Origin of the sequence: Nocardiopsis tropica (assembly GCF_042660575.1) — a bacterium.
Taxonomy (GTDB): domain Bacteria; phylum Actinomycetota; class Actinomycetes; order Streptosporangiales; family Streptosporangiaceae; genus Nocardiopsis; species Nocardiopsis tropica.
In genome coordinates, this window is the sequence record NZ_JBHSUF010000020.1 from 58,060 (window position 1) to 80,113 (window position 22,054).

Annotated in this window: 21 protein-coding genes; 17 read left to right on the top strand and 4 right to left on the bottom strand. The window is 74.8% G+C overall.

From position 1 onward, the window contains the following. Window positions 1-56 precede the first annotated feature (56 nt). From fabG to ACFQBR_RS26665, 4 genes are all read left to right on the top strand, one after another. Window positions 57-761 (top strand): beta-ketoacyl-ACP reductase, encoded by a 705-nt coding sequence (gene fabG, locus ACFQBR_RS26650; RefSeq protein WP_267949230.1) that lies wholly within the window; start codon window positions 57-59, stop codon window positions 759-761. Window positions 762-860: 99 nt separating this feature from the next. Beyond that, complete coding sequence (gene fabI / locus ACFQBR_RS26655; RefSeq protein WP_267949231.1) at window positions 861-1,625, top strand: enoyl-ACP reductase FabI; 765 nt, start codon at window positions 861-863, stop codon at window positions 1,623-1,625. Between the two features lie 187 nt (window positions 1,626-1,812). Then, complete coding sequence (locus tag ACFQBR_RS26660) at window positions 1,813-2,574, top strand: SDR family NAD(P)-dependent oxidoreductase (protein WP_344184903.1); 762 nt, start codon at window positions 1,813-1,815, stop codon at window positions 2,572-2,574. 178 nt (window positions 2,575-2,752) lie between these two features. Next, entirely contained in the window at window positions 2,753-3,379 is a 627-nt protein-coding gene (locus ACFQBR_RS26665) for a TetR/AcrR family transcriptional regulator (protein ID WP_267949233.1), read from the top strand. A gap of 69 nt (window positions 3,380-3,448) precedes the next feature. Here ACFQBR_RS26665 and ACFQBR_RS26670 read toward each other — a convergent pair whose 3' ends face one another. Together ACFQBR_RS26670 and ACFQBR_RS26675 are read right to left on the bottom strand one after the other, a co-directional pair. Then, on the bottom strand, window positions 3,449-5,410 hold the full coding sequence (locus tag ACFQBR_RS26670; protein ID WP_378554708.1) for a helix-hairpin-helix domain-containing protein: 1,962 nt from the start codon (window positions 5,408-5,410) through the stop codon (window positions 3,449-3,451). A gap of 123 nt (window positions 5,411-5,533) precedes the next feature. After that, window positions 5,534-6,079 (bottom strand): MarR family winged helix-turn-helix transcriptional regulator, encoded by a 546-nt coding sequence (locus tag ACFQBR_RS26675; protein ID WP_267949235.1) that lies wholly within the window; start codon window positions 6,077-6,079, stop codon window positions 5,534-5,536. A 98-nt stretch (window positions 6,080-6,177) separates the two neighbouring features. On the opposite strand from ACFQBR_RS26675, the gene ACFQBR_RS26680 reads away from it, so the two are divergent. Continuing rightward, window positions 6,178-8,454, top strand: coding sequence for an LLM class flavin-dependent oxidoreductase (locus ACFQBR_RS26680; protein ID WP_344184013.1), 2,277 nt, complete (start codon window positions 6,178-6,180; stop codon window positions 8,452-8,454). Window positions 8,455-8,527: 73 nt separating this feature from the next. Here ACFQBR_RS26680 and ACFQBR_RS26685 read toward each other — a convergent pair whose 3' ends face one another. Next, on the bottom strand, window positions 8,528-9,481 hold the full coding sequence (locus tag ACFQBR_RS26685) for an aldo/keto reductase (RefSeq protein ID WP_344184014.1): 954 nt from the start codon (window positions 9,479-9,481) through the stop codon (window positions 8,528-8,530). Between the two features lie 245 nt (window positions 9,482-9,726). Here ACFQBR_RS26685 and ACFQBR_RS26690 point away from each other — a divergent pair, with 245 nt between their 5' ends. The 5 genes from ACFQBR_RS26690 (at window position 9,727) to ACFQBR_RS26710 (ending at window position 13,993) form a co-directional block, all read left to right on the top strand. After that, window positions 9,727-10,566 carry an undecaprenyl-diphosphate phosphatase gene (locus ACFQBR_RS26690; protein WP_344184015.1) on the top strand — a complete coding sequence of 280 codons (840 nt, stop codon included), beginning with the start codon at window positions 9,727-9,729 and terminating at the stop codon, window positions 10,564-10,566. Window positions 10,567-10,665: 99 nt separating this feature from the next. Continuing rightward, a complete protein-coding gene (locus tag ACFQBR_RS26695; RefSeq protein ID WP_344184016.1) occupies window positions 10,666-11,448 on the top strand; it encodes an MSMEG_4193 family putative phosphomutase in 783 nt (260 codons plus the stop codon). Between the two features lie 123 nt (window positions 11,449-11,571). Beyond that, window positions 11,572-12,153: a DUF3090 domain-containing protein gene (locus tag ACFQBR_RS26700; RefSeq protein WP_344184017.1), complete on the top strand. Its 582-nt coding sequence runs from the start codon at window positions 11,572-11,574 to the stop codon at window positions 12,151-12,153. A gap of 64 nt (window positions 12,154-12,217) precedes the next feature. Next, window positions 12,218-12,970, top strand: coding sequence for an SCO1664 family protein (locus tag ACFQBR_RS26705; protein ID WP_344184018.1), 753 nt, complete (start codon window positions 12,218-12,220; stop codon window positions 12,968-12,970). A gap of 222 nt (window positions 12,971-13,192) precedes the next feature. Further along, a complete protein-coding gene (locus ACFQBR_RS26710; RefSeq protein WP_267949242.1) occupies window positions 13,193-13,993 on the top strand; it encodes an HAD-IIA family hydrolase in 801 nt (266 codons plus the stop codon). A 228-nt stretch (window positions 13,994-14,221) separates the two neighbouring features. Here the strand turns inward: ACFQBR_RS26710 and ACFQBR_RS26715 are convergent, their stop codons facing one another. After that, window positions 14,222-14,605: an RNA polymerase-binding protein RbpA gene (locus ACFQBR_RS26715; protein ID WP_267949243.1), complete on the bottom strand. Its 384-nt coding sequence runs from the start codon at window positions 14,603-14,605 to the stop codon at window positions 14,222-14,224. A 900-nt stretch (window positions 14,606-15,505) separates the two neighbouring features. Here ACFQBR_RS26715 and ACFQBR_RS26720 point away from each other — a divergent pair. From ACFQBR_RS26720 to ACFQBR_RS26750, 7 genes are all read left to right on the top strand, one after another. Beyond that, on the top strand, window positions 15,506-16,876 hold the full coding sequence (locus tag ACFQBR_RS26720; RefSeq protein ID WP_352986812.1) for an ATP-binding protein: 1,371 nt from the start codon (window positions 15,506-15,508) through the stop codon (window positions 16,874-16,876). Then, entirely contained in the window at window positions 16,876-17,280 is a 405-nt protein-coding gene (locus tag ACFQBR_RS26725) for a roadblock/LC7 domain-containing protein (protein ID WP_267949245.1), read from the top strand. Before ACFQBR_RS26720 ends, ACFQBR_RS26725 begins: the two co-directional genes overlap by 1 nt. Next, window positions 17,277-17,636 (top strand): DUF742 domain-containing protein, encoded by a 360-nt coding sequence (locus tag ACFQBR_RS26730; protein ID WP_267949246.1) that lies wholly within the window; start codon window positions 17,277-17,279, stop codon window positions 17,634-17,636. The genes ACFQBR_RS26725 and ACFQBR_RS26730 overlap by 4 nt, the downstream gene beginning before the upstream one ends. Continuing rightward, window positions 17,617-18,240, top strand: a complete 624-nt coding sequence (locus tag ACFQBR_RS26735; protein ID WP_267949247.1) for a GTP-binding protein — start codon at window positions 17,617-17,619, stop codon at window positions 18,238-18,240. The genes ACFQBR_RS26730 and ACFQBR_RS26735 overlap by 20 nt, the downstream gene beginning before the upstream one ends. Before the next feature lie 158 nt (window positions 18,241-18,398). Beyond that, complete coding sequence (locus ACFQBR_RS26740; protein WP_267949248.1) at window positions 18,399-19,616, top strand: cytochrome P450; 1,218 nt, start codon at window positions 18,399-18,401, stop codon at window positions 19,614-19,616. Continuing rightward, window positions 19,616-20,869, top strand: coding sequence for a cytochrome P450 family protein (locus ACFQBR_RS26745; protein WP_344184020.1), 1,254 nt, complete (start codon window positions 19,616-19,618; stop codon window positions 20,867-20,869). Before ACFQBR_RS26740 ends, ACFQBR_RS26745 begins: the two co-directional genes overlap by 1 nt. 164 nt (window positions 20,870-21,033) lie before the next feature. Further along, the gene (locus tag ACFQBR_RS26750; RefSeq protein WP_344184021.1) at window positions 21,034-21,966 is read left to right on the top strand and encodes a hypothetical protein; all 933 of its coding nucleotides are present in this window, start codon (window positions 21,034-21,036) and stop codon (window positions 21,964-21,966) included. Window positions 21,967-22,054 lie beyond the last annotated feature (88 nt).

Here is a 22,054-nt window from a genome sequence, read left to right on the forward strand (position 1 = left end):
CCCCGGAACATCACGTCGTGGCTGATCACAGCAGCCGCAGGAGAAGAGGAGCCCCTATGTCGCGCTCGGTACTGGTCACCGGCGGCAACCGCGGAATCGGCCTGGCCATCGCCCGTGAGCTGGCCGCCGGTGGAGACTCCGTCGCGGTGACCTACCGTTCCGGCGAACCGCCGGAGGGCCTGCTCGGCGTCCGCTGCGACATCACCGACTCCGCCCAGGTGGACGCCGCCTTCAAGGAGGTCGAGGAGGCGCAGGGCCCCGTCGAGGTGCTCGTCGCCAACGCCGGGATCACCAAGGACCAGCTCCTGGCCCTGATGAGCGAGGACGACTTCTCGTCCGTCGTGGACACCAACCTCACCGGTTCGTTCCGCGTCACCAAGCGCGCGGTGCGCGGCATGATGCGCAAGCGCTCCGGCCGCGTCGTCCTCATCTCGTCCGTGGTGGGCCTCCTCGGCTCCGGCGGCCAGGCCAACTACGCCGCGTCCAAGGCCGGCCTGGTCGGCTTCGGGCGCTCCCTCGCCCGCGAGCTCGGCTCGCGCAACATCACGGTCAACGTGGTCGCCCCCGGCTTCGTCGAGACCGACATGACCGCGGTCCTGAGCGAGGACCGCCAGGCGGAGATCAAGAAGAACGTCCCGCTGGGGCGCCTCGGCTCGGCCGAGGACATCGCCAGGACCGTGGGCTTCCTCACCGGCCCGGGGGGCGCCTACATCACCGGCGCCGTCATCCCCGTGGACGGCGGCCTCGGCATGGGGCACTGAGCCGCCCCGCCCGGCCGCCGGCCGTTCCCCGCACCCCGCAGACCGCAGCCACCGGAGCTCCCCCTCCGGAACAGCAAGACAGGACGGACCACCCGAACCATGGGAATCCTCGAAGGTAAGCGCATCCTCGTCACCGGGGTGCTCACCGACTCCTCCATCGCCTTCCACGTGGCGCGCCTCGCCCAGGAGCAGGGCGCCACGCTCGTGCTCACCGGTTACGGCCGGATGAGCCTGGTGGAGCGCATCGCCAAGCGCCTGCCCGAGACGCCCCCCGTCCTGGAGCTCGACGTCACCGACGACGAGCAGCTCGGCACCCTCGCTGCCCGCGTCGGCGAGCACGTCGACGGCCTCGACGGCATCGTCCACTCCATCGGGTTCACGCCGCAGGACGCCCTGGGCGGGAACTTCCTCAACACGGAGTGGCCGGACGTGGCCACCGCCATGCACACGTCCACGTTCTCCCTGAAGTCCCTGACCACCTCCCTGATGCCGCTGATGGGCGGGGGCGGCTCGGTCGTGGCCCTCGACTTCGACAACAGCGTGTCCTACCCCACCTACGACTGGATGGGCGTCGCGAAGTCCGCGCTCGCCTCCACCGCCCGCTACCTGGCGCGCTACGTCGGCGACCGGGACATCCGGGTCAACCTGGTCTCCGCCGGGCCGCTCAGCACCATGGCCGCCCGCAGCATCCCCGGCTTCGCCGAACTGGCCCAGAACTGGCCCGAGCGCGCCCCGCTGGGCTGGGACATGACCAACCCCGAGCCCGCGGCGAAGGCCGTCGTGGCGCTGCTGTCCGACTGGTTCCCGGCGACGACCGGCGAGACCGTCCACGTCGATGGCGGCTTCCACTCCACCGGGGCCTGACCCGGCCGCCGAAGGCCCGCACCCCGGTGCGGTAGGTTGACGCGGTCGGGGGCCCCGGGGCTCCCGACCGCGTGCCGTCCCGGGGCCGGTCGCGGCGTGTGCACCCGTGTGCCCGGCGCCTTCCGTGTGACCCTGGTGGACGGCCGCGAAAACCCGGGAAGCACGACGGCGTCGGAGGTACGGACGGATGGATCTGGGACTGTCAGGGGCACGGGTGGTCGTCACCGGGGCGAGCCGCGGGATCGGCCGCGCCGTCGCCCAGGCGTTCGCGGAGGAGGGCGCCGACCTCGCGATCTGCGCCCGCGGCCCCGAACCCCTCGCCAGGGCCGCCGAGGAGCTGCGCGGGACCGGCGTGAAGGTGTTCTCCCGCGAGCTGGACGTCACGGACCACGACGCGCTGCCGTCCTTCGTCGACGAGGCGGTGACGGCGCTCGGCGGGCTGGACGTGCTGGTGTCCAACGTGTCCGGCGGCAGCGCCCCCACCGCGGACCAGTGGCAGCGCGGGTTCGACGCCGACCTGATGCCGTTCGTGCGGCTGACCGGGGCGGCCGGCCCCCATCTGCGCGCCTCCGGGCGCGGCGGCGCGGTCGTGCTGGTCTCCACGACCTCCGCACTGCACACCACCGCGCCCGCCGGGCCGCGGTCCTACGGCGCCGTCAAGGCGGCGCTCAACCACCACGCGTCCTCGCTGGCCCGTGCGTGGGCGCCGGACGGGGTGCGGGTCAACACCGTCTCGCCCGGTCCGACCGAGTTCCCCGGCGGGGGGTGGGAGCGCCGCCGCGAGAACGACCCCGCGTTCTACGAGAGCATCCGCGAGCGCATCCCCTACGGACGCCTGGGCCGCCCCGAGGAGGTCGCCCGCTCGGTGGTCTTCCTCGCCAGCCCGGCGGCCTCGTTCGTCACCGGGCAGAACCTGGTCGTCGACGGGGGTTTCCTCGACCGGGTCTGACCCCGGGGCACCGGTCGGCGGGGCGTGCACCCCTCCTCCGCGAGGGCACCCGCGCCACCGCCCGGCCACGTCGTCCTCCGGCTGCCCGATGCCGCCCTCCTCGCGGGCGCCCGCGCCCGCGCCACCGCCACCGCCGTACGGCTGTATGGTCACGTCGGTGCCCTGGTACCGTCTTGCGGTGCCCAGAACCGCAGACCACGCCCACCGGCGGGCGCAGATCACCGGGGCCGTGTGCGAGCTGATCGCCGACAGCGGCCTCGGCTCCGTCACCGTGGCCCGCACCGCCGCCCGCGCGGGGATGTCGGTCGGGCTCGTGCAGCACTACTTCCCGTCCAAGGACGACATGCTGCTGCACGCGTTCGAGCGCGTCAGCGGCGACGTCGCCGCCCGTGTCGCCGACATCGTCAGGACGGGCGCCCGCCACGAGCGGACCATCGCCGAGATCCTCGGCGCGGCCCTGGCCGAGCACCTGCCGCTGGACGGGCCCCGACGCGCGGAGTTCCGCGTGATCCGGACCTTCGCCGGACGGGCGCTGGACAACCCGGCCCTGGCCGAGGTGGACGCCCGCGCCGGAGCCGCCATGCACGCCGAACTCGTCCGCGCCGTGGGCAACGGCGTGGAGTGCGGCGAGGTGGCGCCCGACCTCGACGCCGACGCGGCCGCCGCCCGCCTGGGCGCGGTCACGGAGGGGCTGGCCACCCGGGTCCACCGGGGGAGCCCCGGCGCCGCCGAGCTGGCGCGGGCGGTGCTCGGGGCCGAACTCGCCTCCGTCTTCACGGGTGAGTGCCGCCAGTACGCCCGCTGAGGGCCGCCCCGCCCCGTCCCGGCCGGGACGCCGAGCCCGGGACGCCGAGCCCGGGGCGACCGCGTGGGGCTACCCCTCGCGCAGGATCCGGACCAGGAGGGTCGAGCGCTCCAGGGCGGCGTTGTCGCGCACGCCCGTCTCCAGCGCGCCCGCGGTGGCGTCCACGACCGACACGTGCCGGGTGGCGCGCGTCAGCGCCGTGTACACCTGCGGGCGCGACACGGGGACCTCGGGCGGGAACACCGCCACCACGGCGGGCCAGAGGCCGCCGTGCGCGGCGGCCACCGTCACCGCCCAGCCGTGGCGCAGCGCCGCCGGGTCGGTGACCCTCACCCGGGCGCCGCCGGAGAGCTCCACCACGGCCTCACCGTCCACCTCGCGCAGGTACCCGGTGTCGCCCGGGGCGAAGCCGGGGCCCGAGGCGGCCAGCAGCACCCGGTCGCCGACGTCGAACCCCCCGTGCGCGCCGGGGCCGGGGTTCAACCGCTCCTTGCACCCGGCGTTGAGCGAGCGCGTGCCCGCCGGCCCGTCCTCGCGGGCGGCCACCACCTGGACGTCCTCGGCGCCGATGCCCAGCGCGCGCGGGATGGAGTCGGTCACCAGCTGCACCACCCGGTGCGCGGCCTCCTCCGCGGAGGAGGCGGGCACCCGCACGACCTCGCGCCCGGGCGCCTCCACCTCGGGGACGCCGCCGGAGGCCACGGCCGCCGCGAGTTCCGCGAGGGGCCCGGGGGCCTCGGCGCCGGCGATCTCCGCCACGTGCGCGGTCCGCGAGGCGGCGATGTCGAGCGCGACCCGCCCCGGTGCGGCGGACGGGGCCTGGTGGGGGTCGGCCACGAGGACCAGGTGGGCCCCGTCGGGGCACGCCGCGGCCAGTTCGGCGGCGCGGGCGGCGCCCACGGACATGGCCTCGCACAGCACGACGAGCCCGACCGCCAGGGGAGCCCCGGCCGTCAGGGCGGCCAGCGGGACCGCGCGCAGGGGCGCGGGCGCTGCGGGGCCGTCCCCGGCGTCCCCGCCCTCCGGAGATCCTTGTTCGCCGTCCCCGGCGTCCTCCCCAGCCCCGGCGTCCTCCCCGGGGGCGCCGGGGGTACCGGAGCCCTCCTCCCCGGCCGGTCCGCTCCCGCCGCCGGGGTCCCCGGCCGGGGCGGGGGCTGCCGCCCGGTCCCCCTCGCCTGAGGCGTCCCGCGCGGGGCCGTCGCCGGGCCCGGCGTCCGTCCCGCGGATGCGCGCGATCTCGGCGTCGAGGGCCGCCGCGGCCTGCGCGGTCGGCGCGGCCACCGCGATCCCCACCCGGCTGTCGGCGGCGATCGCGTGCAGGCAGAGCAGGGCCCTGGCGATCTCCCCGGTGTCGCCCGGTCCGTGGCTCAGCACGGTCACCGGGCGCAGGGCCGCGGTCACCACGGCCTCGCGGGTCCGGTCGGAGACCGAGAACCCGCCCCGCTCCTCGGCGGCCTCCACGGTCTCCCCGGCGGTCGCCGTGTCCATGATCGGGTCGTTGCCGCTGATCAGCCGCAGCAGCTCCTCGCCCAGGCGCTGTTCGGCGCGGCCCACGTCCGCCAGGGCGTAGTAGCGGTCGGTGTCCTCGGGCAGCTCCGGGACCCCGCCCTCCTCGAAGTCGAAGTCGTCGTCGGGCTCGTCGGTGCTCTCCAGCACCACCGCGCTCCCGTCGGCCGCGGCCGCCTCCAGGGCCGCCGCGGGGGCGGCCACCCCGAGCTTGCCGACGGCCGCCGCGAGCCGCTTCTCCTCCACGACGGTGTTGCCGCGGCGTGCGGCCAGCCGCAGCACGTGGGCGGTCAGGGCCGCCAGGCGGCGGGGGTCGTCGGGGCGGGCGGCGTCGCCCAGGCGCCTGCGCGCGCAGAAGTCGGCCTGTTCCACGGTCACCTGCGGGAGGCGCAGCAGCAGCCAGGGGTTCGCGTCCAGGTCCGCGGCGGCGCCCGGTCCCAGTGCGGCCAGCAGCCGGGGAGCCAGGGCGCCGGGGGCGCCCATCCGGTCAAGGACGGCGTTGACCTGTTCGACAGCCTCGGACACCTCGGGTGGTTCCCCTCGTCACGCGGTTCGTGGACCCTGGGAGCCTATCGACTCGCGGTGACGTTCCGGTCCGGCGCCGACCCGCGCCGAGCTGCGGGCGGGCCGGCGGCGGGGTGCGTCCGCTCAGGCTCCGCGCCGCGCGCGCCCGCCCCCGCGCCCCCCGGCGGGCCCGTCGCCCCCGCCCACGACCTCGCGTACCGCGAGACAGGGGTCGGTGGTCGGGGAGGACTCCTGGATGCTGGTCGCCGCGCGCAGGGCGCTCGCGCGGAACAGGGCCCGGGCGGGCTCGTCCACGCCGGCCAGCACGCGCTCCTCGACGCGGTCCACCCGGTCGCGGGCGCCGGCCAGCACCTCGCGCCCGCGCTCGGTGGCGCACACCCGCCGCACCCGGCGGTCGCCGGGGTCGACCCGGCGGCGCACCAGCCCGGCCTCCTCCAGGTCGTCGAGCAGGTAGGTCATCACGCTGCGGTCGATCAGCAGGCGCTCGGCCAGGGCCGCCTGGGTGGGCGGCTCGGCGTGGACCGCCGCGGTGAGGACGTGGTAGCCGCGGCTGCCGTGCGGGATGTCGGTGAGCGAGGCCTCCGTGAGCTCGTGCCAGCGGCGCAGCACGACGGCCAGGGACCACCCCAGGGTCGTGCCGGGTCCGCTGTCCGGAGTGGTGGTCGTCATGTCCCCGAGAGTACCAGGAATACGTGGTGGCTAAGATAAGTTGTTGCCAACATCATTTGCTGAACAAACTAGTTTCGCCCCCTCCGAGGAGAAGCCCCATGCCCGACTACGGACACCCGCTGGAGTTCGGCGCCTTCGTCACGCCCGCGGCGCAGGACCCCGACCGGGCCGTCACCCTGGCCGAAATCGCGGACGAGGCGGGGCTGGACCTGGTCACCTACCAGGACCACCCCTACAACCCCGCGTTCCTCGACACCTGGACCCTGCTCAGCTGGGTGGCCGCCCGCACCACCCGGATCAGGGTGTCCGGCAACGTGCTCAACCTGCCCCTGCGCGGCCCCGCGATGCTGGCCCGCTCGGCGGCCAGCCTCGACCTGCTCTCCCGCGGCCGGTTCGAGCTCGGCCTCGGCGCCGGGGCCTTCTGGGACGGCATCGAGGCCATGGGCGCGCGACGCCTGACCCCGCGCCAGTCCGTCGACGCGCTCGGCGAGGGCATCGACGTCATCCGGGCCGTCTGGGACACCGACGCCCGCGGCGGGGTCCGCCTCGACGGCGAGCACCACTCCGTCCGGGGCATGAAGCGGGGGCCCGCCCCCGCCCACGACATCGGCATCCACCTCGGCGCCTACAAGCCCCGCATGCTCCGCCTGGTCGGAGCCAAGGCCGACGGCTGGCTGCCCAGCCTCGGCTACCTGCGGCCCGAGGACATGGCCTCGTCCAACAAGACCGTCGACGAGGCCGCCCTGGAGGCCGGCCGCGACCCCCGACAGGTCCGCCGGATGCTCAACCTCGCCCAGAACGCCTTCCTGCCGACCAACCGCGGCTTCCTCCAGGGGCCGCCCGAGCAGTGGGTGGAGGAGCTGCTCCCGCTCGTCCTCGAACACGGCTTCTCCACGTTCATCGCCGCCTCCGACGACCCCCGCACCCTCCAGACCCTCGCGGCCGAGGTCGCCCCGGCCCTGCGTGAGGCCGTGGCCGCCGAGCGCGCCGGAGCGGGCACCCCGACGGGGCCGGTCCGCCCCGTCGCCGCCCTGGCCGCCCGCCGCACCGGCATCGACTACGACGCCGTCCCCGAGGCCCTGCGCGCCGACGCCGTCGAGCCCGGGGACAAGGGCTACGCCAAGGTCCGCCACGGCTACATGCAGCACGGCAGCCCCGGACTGGTCCTGCGGCCGGGCGACGCCGAAGGGGTCGCCTCGGCCCTGGCCTACGCACGGGCCCAGGACGCCCCGCTCCACGTCCGCAGCGGCGGCCACGGCATCAGCGGCCGCTCCACCGGCGACGGCGGCGTCGTGGTCGACCTCTCCCGCATGGACGGCGTCCGGGTCCTGGACCCCGGCACCGGACTGGTGCGGCTCGGCGCCGGGGCCCGCTGGGGCGCCGTCGCCTCCGCGCTGGCACCCCACGGGCTCGCGCTCGGCTCGGGCGACCACGGGGGCGTCGGGGTCGGCGGCCTGGCCACCACCGGCGGGCTGGGCTACCTCTCCCGCGCCCACGGGCTGACCATCGACAACATCACCGCCGTCGAGGTCGTCACCGCCGACGGGGAGCTCGTGCGGGCCGACGCCGACCACCGCCCCGACCTGTTCTGGGCGATGCGCGGCGCGGGCGCCAACTTCGGGGTGCTGACCGCCGTCGAGGCCACCGCCGCACCGCTCCGCGACGTCGTCCTCGGCCAGTTCGCCTACGACGCGAGCGACACGGCCGGGTTCCTGCGGGCCTGGGGCGAGATCGCCGAGGCCGCGCCCCGCGAGGTCACCGCGTTCCTCACCACCGGTCCCGGGCGCGGGGGCGGCGGCCCCGTCGCGCAGGCGATGGTGGTCTACGCCGGGGACGACACCGACCTGGCGGTGCGGGCCCTCGAACCGTTCCTCGCGGCGGGGCCGGTGCTGGACCAGCGCGCCCAGGTCGCGCCCTACCCGGCGATCCTGCCCCATGACGACGCCCCGCACCGGGGCCACGGGCTGCCCGCGTCGCGGAGCGGGCTGCTGCGGCACATCACGCCCGAGCTGGCCGGGGGCATGGCCGAGCTGCTCGCCTCCGGCGACACGTACTTCATGCAGCTCCGGCAGGTCGGCGGGGCCGTCAACGACGTCCCCGCCGACGCCACCGCCTACGCCCACCGGACCCAGAACTTCTGCCTGGCCACCATGTCCTCGGGGCCGCGCGTGCCGCGCATGGACGAGCGCTGGGCGGAGCTGGAGGAGCACCTGGAGGGGATGTACCTCAGCTTCGACACCAGGACCGGGCCGGAGGTCCTCGCACGGGCCTTCCCCGAACCCGTCCTGGGCAGACTGCGCGGCCTCAAGGCCGAGTACGACCCCGGGAACCTGTTCGACAAGAACTTCCCGATCCCGCCCGCGACCCGGGACTGAGCGGGAGGGAGGGCGCGGCCGGGGGAGGGCCGGGGGTACGGCGTCCGACCGGGGGAGCCGGCGGCCGGAGGGGTCAGCGCTCCTGACGCGCCGTCGCGTCGTCGAGGGCGTCGCGGATCTCGGGCGGCAGTTCCACGCCCTCCACCCCCAGGACCTCCTCCAGCTGGGCGAGGGTCCGAGGACCGGTGACGGCGGCGGCCACGCCCTCCTGGTCGCGGGCCCAGCTCAGCGCGACCGCCAGCGGCGGCACGCCCAGGCCCTCGGCGGCCGTGCACACCGACTCCACGACGCGGCGGCTGCGGTCGTCCAGGTACGGCTCCACGTACGGGGCCATGTGCGGGAAGGCCGCCCGCGAGTCCGGCGGCGTCCCGTTGCGGTACTTGGCGCTGAGCACCCCGCGGCCCAGCGGCGCCCACGCGATCACGTGGGCGCCCGCGGCCGCGGCGGCGGGCCGCAGCCCCCGGTCGGCGCCCCGGTTGAGCAGGGAGTACTCGGTGCCCACGCTCACCAGCGGGACACGGCCGGGCTGCGCCCTCTGCCAGGTGGCCAGGGTGGCGAACTGCCAGGCCTCCAGGTTGCCCGCGCCCACGTAGCGCGCCTTGCCCGCCGCGACCGCGGCCTCCATCGCGGCCAGCGACTCCTCCGGCGGGGTGGCCGGGTCGAACACGTGGAGCTGCCACAGGTCGACGTAGTCCGTCTGCAACCGCCGCAGCGAGGCGTCCAGGGACGCCAGCAGGTGCCGCCTGGAGGCGTCCACCGGCCGGTAGCCCTCGGGGGTGTGGCCGGTCTTGGTGGCCACCACCACGTCGTCCCGGCGCACGGCCGCGCGCAGCAGCCGCCCCAGGATCCGCTCGCTCTGCCCGCCCGTGTAGATGTCGGCGGTGTCCACGAGCGTGCCGCCCGCGTCCACGAACGCGGTGAGCTGCTGCCCGGCCTCCTCCTCGGAGGTGTCCTTTCCCCAGGTCATCGTCCCGAGGGCGGTACGAGACACCCAGAGCCCTGATCTGCCCACCTGTCGCTGTTCCATGCGGCGGAGAGTACCCTGTTCACCCGGAGTCGGCCCCGAGTACACCCTCGCCGCGTAGTCTCGGCGCAGCCCGGACCGGGGACGTTCGCCACGATCGCGGCTCGAACACGGCGGGGACCGAACCCTCTCCGTCCCCCGGGCGGCACACAGCCCGCCCCTCCGCGTACGCGCGCCCCGGCCAGGCCGTTCCCCAGCAGTGCTCCGGCGCCCCCTGGCACCGGACTATCCAGAAAGTCCGAAACCGCGTGTCCATCTTCGAGGCGGTCGTTCTCGGCCTCATCCAAGGACTCACCGAGTTCCTGCCTGTCTCCTCCAGCGCCCACCTGCGGGTGTTCGCGGCCTTCTTCAACTGGCCCGACCCGGGTGCGGCCTTCACCGCCGTCAGCCAGATCGGCACCGAACTGGCCGTGGTCGTCTACTTCCGCCGACGCATCTGGGCGGTCATCACCACCTGGTGCCGGTCCCTGGTCGACCGCGACCTGCGCGGTGACGTCAACGCCCGCATGGGCTGGTACGTCATCATCGCCAGCATCCCCATCGGGGTGCTGGGCCTCCTCCTGGAGGAGCAGATCGACGGCGTGTTCCGCGACCTGCGGCTGATCGCGCTCTCCCTCATCGTCTTCGGCGTCATCCTCGGCGCCGTCGACCACTACGCCCGCCGCCAGAACGAGCTGGAGGACCTCACCCTCGGCCGGGGCCTGGTCTTCGGCATGTTCCAGTGCCTGGCGCTCGTGCCGGGCGTCTCCCGTTCCGGCGCGACCATCACCGGCGGGCGCCTGCTGGGCTTCACCCGGCCGGCGGCGGCGGAGTTCGCGTTCCTGATCGCGATGCCCGCCGTGTTCGCCTCCGGCCTCTACAAGATGCTGGACATCGGCGGCAACGAGTACGCGGGCTGGGTCGCCACCCTCGTCGGCACCCTGGTCGCGTTCGTGGTCGGCTACGTGGTCATCGCGTGGCTGATGAGGTTCATCTCCACCCACAGCTTCATGCCGTTCGTCATCTACCGGATCGCCCTGGGCGTCGTCATCCTCGCCCTGGTCCTCTTCGGCGTGCTCACCCCGGAGGGCGGAGCCGGGGTCGGCTGACCGGCTTCCCCGAGCGGTCCGGGGGCGCGGCCCGCCCAATCGGCGGGCGCGCCCCCGGACTCCGGCCCGGCGGCCCCGACCGGGCCTACCCTGGTGCCCATGGCGACACCAGCACCCCACGAGACCCCGACCGCGCCCGAGGCGGTCACACTCCTCCTCGTCCGGCACGGGATGACCGACGCCACAGGGCCCCGCCTGGCCGGGCGGGCCGCGGGGGTCCACCTCAACGACACGGGCCGCGCCCAGGCCGCCGACCTGGCGGCCCGCCTGGCCGGACTCCGCCCGGCGGCCCTGGTCTCCAGCCCGCTCGAACGCTGCCGGGAGACGGCCGGGGCCGTCGCCGAACGGCTCGGCGTCCCCGTCACCGAGGACGAGCGCTTCCTGGAGTGCGACTACGGCTCCTGGACCGGGCGCTCGCTGGCCGAGCTGTCCGGCGAACCCCTGTGGCGCGTCGTGCAGGACCACCCCAGCGCCGCCCGCTTCCCCGGCGGCGAGTCGCTCGCCGCCGCCTCGGCCCGCGCCGTCGAGGCCGTCCGCGACTGGAACACCCGCCTGCTGCTGCCCCCGGCGGTACCGCCCGCCGGCGGGGACGGGGACGCACCGGCCGCGCCGCCCGTGTACGTGGTGTGCAGCCACGGCGACATCATCAAGGCGATCGTGGCCGACGCACTCGGCATGCACCTGGACCTCTTCCAGCGCCTGCGCGTGGACCCCTGCTCGGTCACCTCCATCACCTACGCGCGCACCCGCCCGTTCCTCAACAAGCTCAACGACACGGGCGAGGGCCTGGCCGCCGGCCTGCCCACCCCGGCGGAGGCGGGCGGGGAAGCGGCCGTGGGCGGGGGAGCGGGGAGCCGGGCGACCGCCCCGGGCACCGCCTGAGGGGCCGTGGGCGCCGGGTCCCCGTCCGGACCCGGCGCCGGGCCGCCCCGCCCGGCCCTGCCGCTCCACCAGCGATCCGGGGGGTTTGGCGCGGGGCCCGCGCTATCCCTTAAGGTTCTTTCCATGCCCGTCTTTCAGTTCAACCCGCCGGAGCGGTTCGTCGCAGGAACCGTGGGCCAGCCGGGAGACCGCACCTTCTTCCTCCAAGCGGTGGGAGAGGGGCGCATCACCAGCGTCGTGCTGGAGAAGGCGCAGGTCGAGGCGCTCGCCACCCGTATCGAGGAACTGCTGGAAGAAGTGCACCGGCGCTTCGGCTCCCCGCCGGACGACGTCGCCTCGCCCGAGGACGACGGCCCCCTCGAGCAGCCCATCGAGCAGGACTTCCGCGTGGGCACCCTCGCCCTGGCCTGGGACGCCGAGGCGGCCCGCGTCATCATCGAGGCGCAGGAGGTCGACGAGACCGCCGGCGAGGACCTGGTCGAGGACGACGAGGAGGAGCTGGAGGTCTTCGCCGAGGAGGCCCCCGCCCACCGCGACGTCCTGCGCGTCTACCTCACGCCCGGCGCCGCCCGCGCGTTCGCCGGACGCGCGATGAAGGTCGTCGCCGCCGGCCGCCCGGACTGCCCGCTGTGCGGGCGCCCGCTCGACCCCAACGGCCACATCTGCGCGCGCCAGAACGGCTACCGCCCGGACCGCCTCGTCTGACCTCGCCGTCGACGACGCCGCCGGCGGTCCCGACACGCTCACTCCCGACCCCCGGAGGGCCGCCATGAGGGACACCGCCGACGCCTTCGACGGCCTCAGCCCCTCCGTGGGGCTCGAACTCCTCCTCCACGGAGAGATCACCGTGGAGGGGCGCCTGACCGCCGCGTCCAACGCCACCCTGTACTGCACGGTCTCCGACGGCGTCCGCTCGGCGGCGTGCGTGTACAAGCCGGTGGCGGGGGAGCGGCCACTGTGGGACTTCCCCGACGGGACGCTGGCCGGCCGCGAGGTCTCCGCCTACGCCGTCTCCGAGGCGCTGGGCTGGGCGGTCGTGCCGCCCACGGTCCACCGCGAGGGCCCCTTCGGCGAGGGCATGGTGCAGCTGTGGGTGCACGGCGACACGACGGTGGACCTGGTCGCCCTGTCGAGGGAGACCGACAACACCGGCCTGCGCCGCATGGCGGTGTTCGACGCGGTCGTCAACAACTCCGACCGCAAGATCGGCCACCTGCTGCCCACCCCCGGGGGGCACCTGTACGGCTGCGACCACGGCGTCACCTTCGCCGAGGACTACAAGCTGCGCACGGTGCTGTGGCAGTGGCAGGGGCAGCCCCTGCCCGAGGACGTCGTGGAGCGGCTGGAGGCGGTGGGGGCCCAGCTCGAGGACTCCGGCAGCGCCCTGTCCGCGACCCTGCGCCGCCACCTGACCGGCCCGGAGGCCTACGCGGTCCGCAGCCGGGTGGAGCTGCTCGTGCGCCACGGCATCCACCCCTACCCCGCCCCGGACTGGCCGGCCGTCCCCTGGCCCCCGGTCTGACCGCGGGCCGGGGGACGGCCCGCGCGGCGCCCCCGACCGCGCCCACGCCCCTCCCCGGCACGCCGGTCTCCGGCGCGACGATCCTGACGCGGGGCGGGCGGCCCTGGGTGTCGGAAGCGTGGACGAGCGGTGTTCTCCCGCGCCCCGTCCTGGACGGGCGGGTGTGAGTCGTGTCCACTACCGGGGGGTAGGAATGGTGCACTACCGACCACGGCATGCACAATGGTGCACGTGAGCAACGAGTGGAACTACCTTTTCGACATGGACGGCGTCCTCGTACGCGAGGAACACCTGATCCCCGGCGCCGACACGCTGATCGCGGAGCTGCGCGAACACGGGACCCCGTTCATGGTGTTGACCAACAACTCCATGTACACCCCGCGTGATCTGCGCGCGCGTTTGCTCAACACGGGCCTGGACATCCCGGAGGAGTCCATCTGGACGTCGGCGCTGGCGACGGCGCAGTTCCTCCAGACCCAGCGCCCCGGCGGCTCCGCCTACGTCGTCGGCGAGTCGGGGCTGACCACCGCCCTGCACAACGTCGGCTACGTGATGACCGAGCGCAACCCCGACTACGTGGTCCTGGGCGAGACGCGCACCTACAGCTTCGAGGCCATCACCCGTGCGATCCGCCTGGTCCGAGGCGGGGCCAGGTTCATCGCCACCAACCCCGACGAGACCGGTCCGAGCGCCGAGGGCCCGCTGCCCGCCACGGGCGCGGTCGCCGCGCTGATCGAGAAGGCGACGGGGCGGCGCCCCTACTTCATCGGCAAGCCCAACCCCCTGATGATGCGGTCGGCGCTGCGCCGGATCGGCGCCCACTCCGAGAACACGCTGATGGTCGGCGACCGGATGGACACCGACGTGCTCAGCGGCCTGGAGGCGGGCCTGCAGACCGTCCTGGTGCTGACGGGCATCTCCGGCCGGGACACGGCCGAGCAGTTCCCCTACCGCCCCACACGGGTGCTCGAGTCGGTGAAGGAGCTCGTCGGCCACACGCAGGACCCCTTCAACCGCGGCTAGGGGCCGGCCGGAGCCGTGGCCCGTGCGACGTGGGGGCCCCGGCCCGGATGACCTCGTACGTGCGGCCGACGCCGAACCCCGCCGCGGGTACGAGACCACGGGGCGGGGCCGCCGACCCCTTCGACCGCGGCCGGGGGGCACGGCCGCCCGTCCCGAGGGGCGGACCCCCGCACACGACGACGGGGGCGGCGGACGCATCGTCCACCGCCCCCGTGTGTCGCGGGGTGGTCAGGCGCTCTGCCGCTGCTTGGCGAGCTCCTCCACCTTGGCCGCCTCCTCGCGGCGGCGGGCGCGCAGGAGGGCCAGGCGTTCGGCGAGGACCTCTTCGAGGTCCTCCATGCTCCGGCGCTCCAGCAGCATGTCCCAGTGCGTGCGCACCGGCTTGGTGTTCTTGGGCTCTTCGCCGTTGCCGTCCCGCCGAAGGGCGCGGTCGCCGCAGAAGCGGCACTCCCATTCGACGGGGATCTCGGCCTCGGTCGCGAACGTGACCGAGAAGCGGTGGCCCCGGGTGCAGTCGTAGGTGACTTCCTGCCGCGGAGCCAGGTCGGTGTTGCGGTCGTTCTCGTAGCTCGTCGCCCCGAGCCGGGTGCCGCGAAGTGCTCGCTCGGCCATCGTGTGGGTGCCTCCAGGCGCTTGTGCGGTCTCGCGGGGTGTAACACGTCGTTCCACGTCAAGATTCCCCGCTGACCTGAGGTCGAATCACCCCGGGAGCTCTCGGGGCCACTCGTCCTCGGAAACTTCGTCCGGCGCGCAGAGTCTGGCACATGTGACCTGCGGCACTCCAGGGTGCCCTTTTCGGGTGTGTCTCTATTCCGCGCGTCCTTGGAAGAAAAACATCCCGTACACCCCCTTTGTTCCATCGGTCGGCGCGTCGCGGTTCACGTGCCGGTCGCGGGCGCCGCGTGTCCGCCGGTGCGGGCCGTATGCTCCCGCGCCGCGGGGCGGGGCGGTCCGACCGGCCGCCGCCCGCTCGGAGGCCGGTTCGGTCCACCCCGGCGGAACGGCGCGCAAACGCGCTCCGTGTCCGTCCGGTCGCCGCCGTTCGCGGAGTGCGGTCGCCCGCGCGGGGAGAGGTGCGCCGCGGACGCGCGGAGCGGCGGGGCGGCCGTCCGGCTGTTCCGCGACCCCGTGGGCGCGCTAGTCACATCTGCCACATCTGTAACACGGGGCGCTTGTGCATGCTGTCGTGGCTGTTCACGATATGTGCGCCCGGATTGTCCGGACAATGGCGTTTGCTCATTTTCCGAGGGGTCGCGAAAGTGCCTATCACGTTGGGGAAGTCCTCTGCCCGGCGGGATGCGGACGCCTGTGCCGTGTCCCCCATTGATTCTTCATTGTCCTGGCATGGTCGCTTCCATCGTCTGATGGTATGTTGACTCGCTGTGCGCCGAAAAGCGCTGGTTGAGACAATTACGTCCTTCCTTTCGGTGGACTCCCGTATGCGGAAAACGATCTTTCCGCGTGCCCTCGTGCACTGCCCGCAAGTGAAGACGCCGCCGGACGTGGAGCCCGATGACTGCCTGGAAGACCCCCCTCCCCCCGGGAGGCGCGCCGCAGGGGACGCGCGCCCCGCGCCGGCTCCTCCTGCTCCCGCTGGCCGCCCTGCCCTTCTGGGGCTGGACCCTGTGGGCCGTCCCCGGGCTCCGGGAACTCCCGGCCGCCGCGGTGTCCGCCGCGCCCCTCCTGCTGCTCGCGGCCCTCGCCCTGCTCCTGGACCGCCGCGACCGCCGGGTCCGCGAGCTCGGCGCCGAGCTCGCCGGCCTGCGCGCCGACACCGCCGCGCTCGCCGACGAGCACCTGCCCCGGCTGGTCGAGCGCCTGCGCGCCGGGGACTCCGCCGAGACCGCCCTGCACCGGCTGCCCCGGATCGACGACCCCGGAGCGCACGCCGCGCTGAAGGCGGTCGCCGCGGAGATCGCCGCCGCCGAACGCCGCAGGTCGGCCGCCATGGTCGCCTGCGCCACCGCGGCCGGGCGGGTCCAGGCGCTCACCACCACGATGCTCGCCGACCTGCGCCGGATGCAGGAGCGCCACGGCGACGGCTCCGGCGACGACGTCCTCGGCGACCTCATGCACCTGGACCACAGCACCGCCCAGGCGGGCCGCATCGCCGACAGCATCGCCGTCCTGACCGGGGCGCGCTCCGGCCGCCGCTGGGGCCGCGCCATCGCGATGGAGAGCGTCGTCCGCGGAGCCATGGGGCGGATCGGCGCCTACCGGCGCGTCCGCGTCCACAACGTGTCCGAGCAGGCCGTCGCCGGGTTCGCCGCCGAGGGCGTCATCCACGCCCTCGCCGAGGTCCTCGACAACGCGGCCAAGTTCTCGCCGCCCACCGCCGAGGTCCACGTGCACGTGGAGGAGGTGCAGGCCGGGATCGCCGTCATGGTCGAGGACGGCGGGCTGGTCATGGGGGAGGAGGCCCTGCGCCGGGCCCGCAGCGCGGTCGAGAACCGCCTCGACCTCTCCGCCATCTCCGGCACGCGACTGGGGCTGTCGGTCGTGGGCCGGATCGCCCACCGGTACGGCCTGTCGGTCTCCTTCCGCCCCTCCTCGCGCGGCGGCACCGCGGTCGTCCTGCTCCTGCCCCGCAAGCTCGTCAAACCGCTGCCCGAGCCCCCGGTCCGACCGGAGCCCGAGGAGGCCCCCTCCACCCCGGTCCGCCCGGGGACCGCGGACACCGGGACCGGACCGCTCCCCGCCGCGGCGCCGGCCGCCGCGGACGGCGGGCTGCCCCAGCGCCGCCGCGGGCAGACCCTCGCCGCCGCAGAGGGCGCCGGGCCCCGACCCCGTACGACACGTCCTGCCACCGCGGCCCAGGGGTTCGGCGCGTTCCGCTCCGCTGTGCGCGGCCAGGACCCGACCGGATCACCGAAGGACGCATGATGGACCTCGACACGTTGACCTGGCTTCTCGAAGGCCTCCTCGAACGCACGCCCGGCACCCGCCACGCGCTCGTCCTGTCACGCGACGGGCTCAAGCTGTGCCACAGCGCGGGCCTGCGCGCCGACAGCGCCGACCACCTCGCGGCCATCGCCGCCGGGGTGCAGAGCCTGGCGCACAGCGCGTCGGTGGAGTTCGGCGACGGAGGGGGCGGCGTCCGCCAGGCCATGGCCGAGTTCTACGGCGGGCTGCTGTTCATCGTCGAGGCGGGGCACGGGGCCCACCTCGCCGTCATCACGTCGGCGGAGGCCGAGCCCGGCCTGGTCGGGCACAACATGAACGAACTCGTCGAGCAGATGGGCGAGCACCTCACCACGCCGCCGCGCGCGGTCCCCGGACCGGCATGAGCGGCGCCCACCGCCACGAGGGGCCCGACCGGCTCTACGTGATCACCTCCGGCCGGAGCGGGGGAGCCGACGAGTCGCTGGACGCGGTCACCCTCGTCGTGGCCGAGAGCGAGGCCGTGCCCGGCATGCAGTCCGAGCACGCCGAGATCCTGCGCCTGTGCCGGAACCCGACGGCGGTGGTGGAGGTGTCGGCGCACCTGCGCCTGCCCGTGGCGGTCGTGCGCATCCTGCTCACCGACCTCCTGGACACCGGCAGGATCACCGCGCGCCACCCCCGGCCGGCCCCCTCGCCGGCCCAGCCCCTCGCCTCACCGGACGTCCTGGAGAAGGTCCTCGTTGCACTCCACAACCTCTGAGCCCCCCGCACCCGGGCCCCGCACCGCCGAGGCGCCGCTGCCCGGGACCACGGAGCAGGCCCTCAAGATCACCGTCCTCGGGGGCTTCGGCGTCGGCAAGACCACCCTGGTGCGCTCGGTCAGCGAGATCCGGCCGCTCGACACCGAGGAGACCATGACGCGGGCGGGCGCGGCCGTCGACGACCTGGAGGGCGTCGAGGGCAAGCGCGCCACCACCGTCGCCTTCGACTTCGGCCGCATCACCCTGGACGCCACCGCCGTCCTGTACGTGTTCGGGGCGCCCGGCCAGGAGCGCTTCTGGTTCCTGTGGGACCGCCTCTTCGCCGGGTCGCTCGGCGCGGTCGTCCTCGTGGACACCCGCCGCCTGGAGGAGTCCTGGTACGCCATCGACCGGCTGGAGGCCCAGGGGACCCCCTTCGTCGTCGCCCACAACGACTTCGGGGAGACCTCCCACGGCCTCGACGAGGTGCGCGCCGCCCTCGACCTCGACCCGGCCGTCCCGCTCGTGCGCTGCGACGCCCGCGAGCGCGACTCGGCCAAGCAGGTCCTGATCTCGCTGGTCCGGCACGTCCGCTCCCTCGTCGCGGCGCGGAGCGCCCGGTGAGCGGCCCCGGCGAGGCCCCCCGGCCCCGGCCGCCCGCGCGGCACTAGCACCGGTGCCGGCGCCGCCGAGGTCCGGCACACGCCCATCCCCAGGCCACGCGCGCGACCGGGCACGAGACGGTCGGCGCGGGGCAGCGCCCCCTCCAGGAGAGGAACCCCGTGCGAGGCCAGCCCGTCAAGCTGTACGACCCCGCGTTCAACGCCGACCCAGAGGGCTTCTACCGGTCCATGCGCGAGGAGCACGGGCCGGTCGTGCCCGTGCTCATGGACGGTGACGTCCCCGCCTGGCTGGTCATCGGCTACCAGGAGCTCCACCACGTGCTGAGCGACCACGGCGTGTTCGCCCGCAGCCCCCGGCGCTGGAACGCCTGGGACAGGGTGCCGGAGAACTGGCCGCTGCTGCCGGTGCTGGTCCCGCTCCCCAACCTGCTCTCGGCGGAGGGCGAGGACCACCGGCGGCGGGTGCGGGCGGTCAACGACGCCCTCGACGGCGCCGACCCGCACGAGCTGCGCATGGTCGCCACCCGCATCGCCGACCGCCTCGTCGACGGCTTCTGCGCCTCCTCCTCGGCCGACCTGCGCTCCCAGTACGCCCAGCGCCTGCCCTCCCTGCTCCTGTGCTGGATGTACGGCATGGACGACGACCGGGGCGAGAGGATCGCCTCCCTCATGGGGACCGTCTTCGACGCCGGCCCCGACTCCCAGAGGGCCCACGCCGAGATCGCCGCCGAGCTGGCCGGGCTGATCGCCGCGCGCAGGGCCGAGCCCGGTCCGGATGTGGTCTCCCGGATGATCGCCCACCCCGCCGCCTACACGGAGGAGGACCTGGTCGCCGAGCTCGTGGCGGTCCTGGGCGGGGCCCACCAGACCACCTCGGAGTGGATCGGCAACGCGCTGCGACTGATGCTCACCGACGACCGGTTCTCCGCCTCCCTGTCCGGGGCGCGCAGCAGCGTCCAGGAGGCCCTGACCGAGGTCCTGTGGGAGGACTCCCCGTCGCAGATGAACGCCGGCCGCTTCGCCGTCCACGACGTGGAGCTGGGCGGGAAGGTCGTCCGCAAGGGCGACCTGCTGCTGCTCGGGTACGCCGCGGCCAACAAGGACCCGCGCGTGCACGCCGGCCCGCGCGCGCCCGGCGGCGGGACCAACCACGCCCACCTGTCCTTCTCCCACGGAGAACACGGCTGCCCCCACGCCGCGCGGGGGACGGCCGAGACCATGGCCATCACGGCCATCGAGGTCCTGCTCGACCGTCTGCCCGACATCGAGCTGGCGGTACCCGCCGACGAGGTCCGGTGGCGTCCGTCGCCCTGGGTCCGGGGGGTCGTCTCCCTCCCGGTCACCTTCACTCCAGCACCCCCCCAAGGAGTCATCTGATGCCCTGTCCCGTTCAGCACACCCCCGACGGAGCGGTCCTCGTCCACGCGGTGCCCGAGGACGTGCAGGCCGACCGCGAGCGCCTGTACCAGGAGGGCCCGGTCGTCCGGGTGGAGCTGCCCGGCGGCGTGCGCGCGTGGGCCACCACCCACCACGAGGTCAGCCGGGCCACGCTCAACGACCCCCGGTTCGTCAAGAGCGTCGCGCACTGGGCCGACTTCCAGAGCGGCGCGGTCACCGCGGAGTGGCCGCTGATGGGGACCATCCCCACCGACGACACCAACATGCTCGCCCTGGACGGCGCGCCGCACCGCAGGATGCGCCGGCTCATCGCCAGCCCCTTCTCGGCGCGCCGGGTCGAGAGGCTGCGCCCGCGCATCGAGGCGCTGACCTCCAAGGCCCTGGACGCGCTGGAGGAGCGGGCGGGCGAGCGGCTGGACCTGAGGTCGGAGTTCACGTTCAAGGTGCCCATGGCCGTGATCGGCGAGCTGTACGGGGTGGCGGAGGAGGAGTACACCAACCTGGGCGAGATGTACGCCAAGCTCTTCTCCGGCACCACCGAGGAGGGGGAGCACCTCCAGATCTACGCGACCCTGTTCCAGTTCTTCGCGGAGATGACGGCCCGCAAGAGGGCGGCCGTGGACGAGCACGACGACTTCACCGCCGACCTGCTCCGGGCGGGCGAGGGGGAGGACGACGCCCTCAGCGACACGGAGATCGCCGTCACCCTGCTGACGGTGGTGGCGGCCGGGCACGAGACGACGGTCAACCTGCTCAACAACGTGGTGCGCGCGCTGCTCGCCCACCCCGGGCAGCTCGACCGGCTCAGGCGCGGCGAGGTCACGTGGGACGCGGTGGTCGAGGAGACCCTGCGCTACGACCCGCCCAACAACGTCATGATGTTCCGGTTCGCCACCGAGGACGTCGAGATCGGCGGCCAGACCATCCGCAAGGGCGAGGCGCTGATGACGCACTACGGCGCCGCGACGCGGGACCGGGAGGAGTTCGGGGAGGAACCGCACCCGTCGGTGTTCGACCCGGACCGGACGCAGGGCCGCCACATCTCCTTCGGGTACGGTCCGCACATCTGCCCCGGCGCGCCCCTGTCGCGCCTGGAGGCCGGGATCATCCTGCCGATGCTCTTCGAGCGCTTCCCCGACCTTCGCCTGGCGGTCCCGGACGAGGAGCTGGAGGTCGTGGCGGCGCTGTCGGTGACCAGCCTGCGGGAGTTCCCCGTCGTCCTGCGCCCGTAGACGGTCCGGCCGGGGCAGGGGCCGTCCAGGGAGGGGCGGCCCCTGCCCCGGCGGAGCGGGAAACCGTCGACAACTCCTTACGCCGACAAACCCCTGCATTGACGACGCCGAGTCATAGGATCGGCGGGACGTGGGTTCTCGCGGAGAACACGGGGGAAACGGGAATGGCGTCGATCCGGCTGGCCGCCGCCGCGGCCGTCATCCTCCTCGGGACCGCCGCGGTCGGCTGCGACGCCGCCGGGGTGCGCCTCCCGCCCGGCGGCGGGCACGCGCCGGCCGCGCCGTCCGATCCCGACGGCGCGCGCCCGGCGCCCGGGCCCGCCCGCACCCCCGGCGGGGAGGAGGGGCCCCGGACCAGTCCGGGGACGGACCCCGAGGAGCGGCCCTCCGCCTCCGACCCCGCGACGGGGGAGGCGCAGGAGCCGGAGGAGGCCCCCGAGGAGGCCGTCGCGGCGTACATGGAGGCGCTCGCCTCCGGCGACCCCGCACGGATGGCCGCCGGGCTGGCGTACGCGGCCGAGGGCTCCACGGCCCACGACTACCTCGCCCACCAGGTGTCCGTCGCCCGCGCCGGGGCCGACGGGGGCAGCCCCGCCGCGGCCTTCGAGGTCGAGCGCACCGCCCACGGCTGGAAGCTGTGCCGCGGGTCCGACCCCGGCGGCGCGCCGGGCTGCTCCGGGTACCGGGGCTTCACCGCGCAGGACGGGCTGGTCGGCGGCCTGCGCGTGAACGGCGGCGACCCCGGTCCGGGCCTGCTGGTCCCCGCCCCGGGCACGCGTCCCCGGGCGGAGTCCGCGGGGGTGAGCGCCACCCTGCTGACCGCCTACCGGTCGACCACGGCCAAGGCCCTGGTGGTGACGGTCGGCTTCGAGACGCGCGAGAACGCCGACCTCGACCTGGGGCAGGCCGTCTACCGGAGCGGGAGCGGACACGAGAGCCGGGTGGACGCCGTCGCGGGACGCCGCGAACTCGACGCGGGGACCCTCGCCCGCGCCGCCTTCCACCTGCCCGGGGCCTCCTCCGGCGGCGTCCTCCGGGTGGGCGGCTGCCTGGAGGAGTGCTCCTCGCTCGTCGAGCTGGCGGTGCCCGTCCGGTGAGCGCCGGGGCCGTGGCGGAACCGGACGGGGGCCGCCCTCCGGCGTCGCCGGGGCTGTGGCCCCACAGAGGCCCCGGTGATAGATTGTG

Coding starts and splice junctions, on each gene's coding strand:
- ACFQBR_RS26675 (WP_267949235.1), bottom strand. CDS start 6,079: ATGACGACCACCACTCCGGACAGCGGACCCGGCACGACCCTGGGGTGG.
- ACFQBR_RS26745 (WP_344184020.1), top strand. CDS start 19,616: ATGCCCTGTCCCGTTCAGCACACCCCCGACGGAGCGGTCCTCGTCCAC.
- ACFQBR_RS26725 (WP_267949245.1), top strand. CDS start 16,876: ATGGACCTCGACACGTTGACCTGGCTTCTCGAAGGCCTCCTCGAACGC.
- fabG (WP_267949230.1), top strand. CDS start 57: ATGTCGCGCTCGGTACTGGTCACCGGCGGCAACCGCGGAATCGGCCTG.
- ACFQBR_RS26750 (WP_344184021.1), top strand. CDS start 21,034: ATGGCGTCGATCCGGCTGGCCGCCGCCGCGGCCGTCATCCTCCTCGGG.
- ACFQBR_RS26705 (WP_344184018.1), top strand. CDS start 12,218: ATGAGGGACACCGCCGACGCCTTCGACGGCCTCAGCCCCTCCGTGGGG.
- ACFQBR_RS26695 (WP_344184016.1), top strand. CDS start 10,666: ATGGCGACACCAGCACCCCACGAGACCCCGACCGCGCCCGAGGCGGTC.
- ACFQBR_RS26720 (WP_352986812.1), top strand. CDS start 15,506: ATGACTGCCTGGAAGACCCCCCTCCCCCCGGGAGGCGCGCCGCAGGGG.
- ACFQBR_RS26680 (WP_344184013.1), top strand. CDS start 6,178: ATGCCCGACTACGGACACCCGCTGGAGTTCGGCGCCTTCGTCACGCCC.
- ACFQBR_RS26730 (WP_267949246.1), top strand. CDS start 17,277: ATGAGCGGCGCCCACCGCCACGAGGGGCCCGACCGGCTCTACGTGATC.
- ACFQBR_RS26685 (WP_344184014.1), bottom strand. CDS start 9,481: ATGGAACAGCGACAGGTGGGCAGATCAGGGCTCTGGGTGTCTCGTACC.
- ACFQBR_RS26715 (WP_267949243.1), bottom strand. CDS start 14,605: ATGGCCGAGCGAGCACTTCGCGGCACCCGGCTCGGGGCGACGAGCTAC.
- ACFQBR_RS26710 (WP_267949242.1), top strand. CDS start 13,193: ATGGTGCACGTGAGCAACGAGTGGAACTACCTTTTCGACATGGACGGC.
- ACFQBR_RS26660 (WP_344184903.1), top strand. CDS start 1,813: ATGGATCTGGGACTGTCAGGGGCACGGGTGGTCGTCACCGGGGCGAGC.
- ACFQBR_RS26700 (WP_344184017.1), top strand. CDS start 11,572: ATGCCCGTCTTTCAGTTCAACCCGCCGGAGCGGTTCGTCGCAGGAACC.
- fabI (WP_267949231.1), top strand. CDS start 861: ATGGGAATCCTCGAAGGTAAGCGCATCCTCGTCACCGGGGTGCTCACC.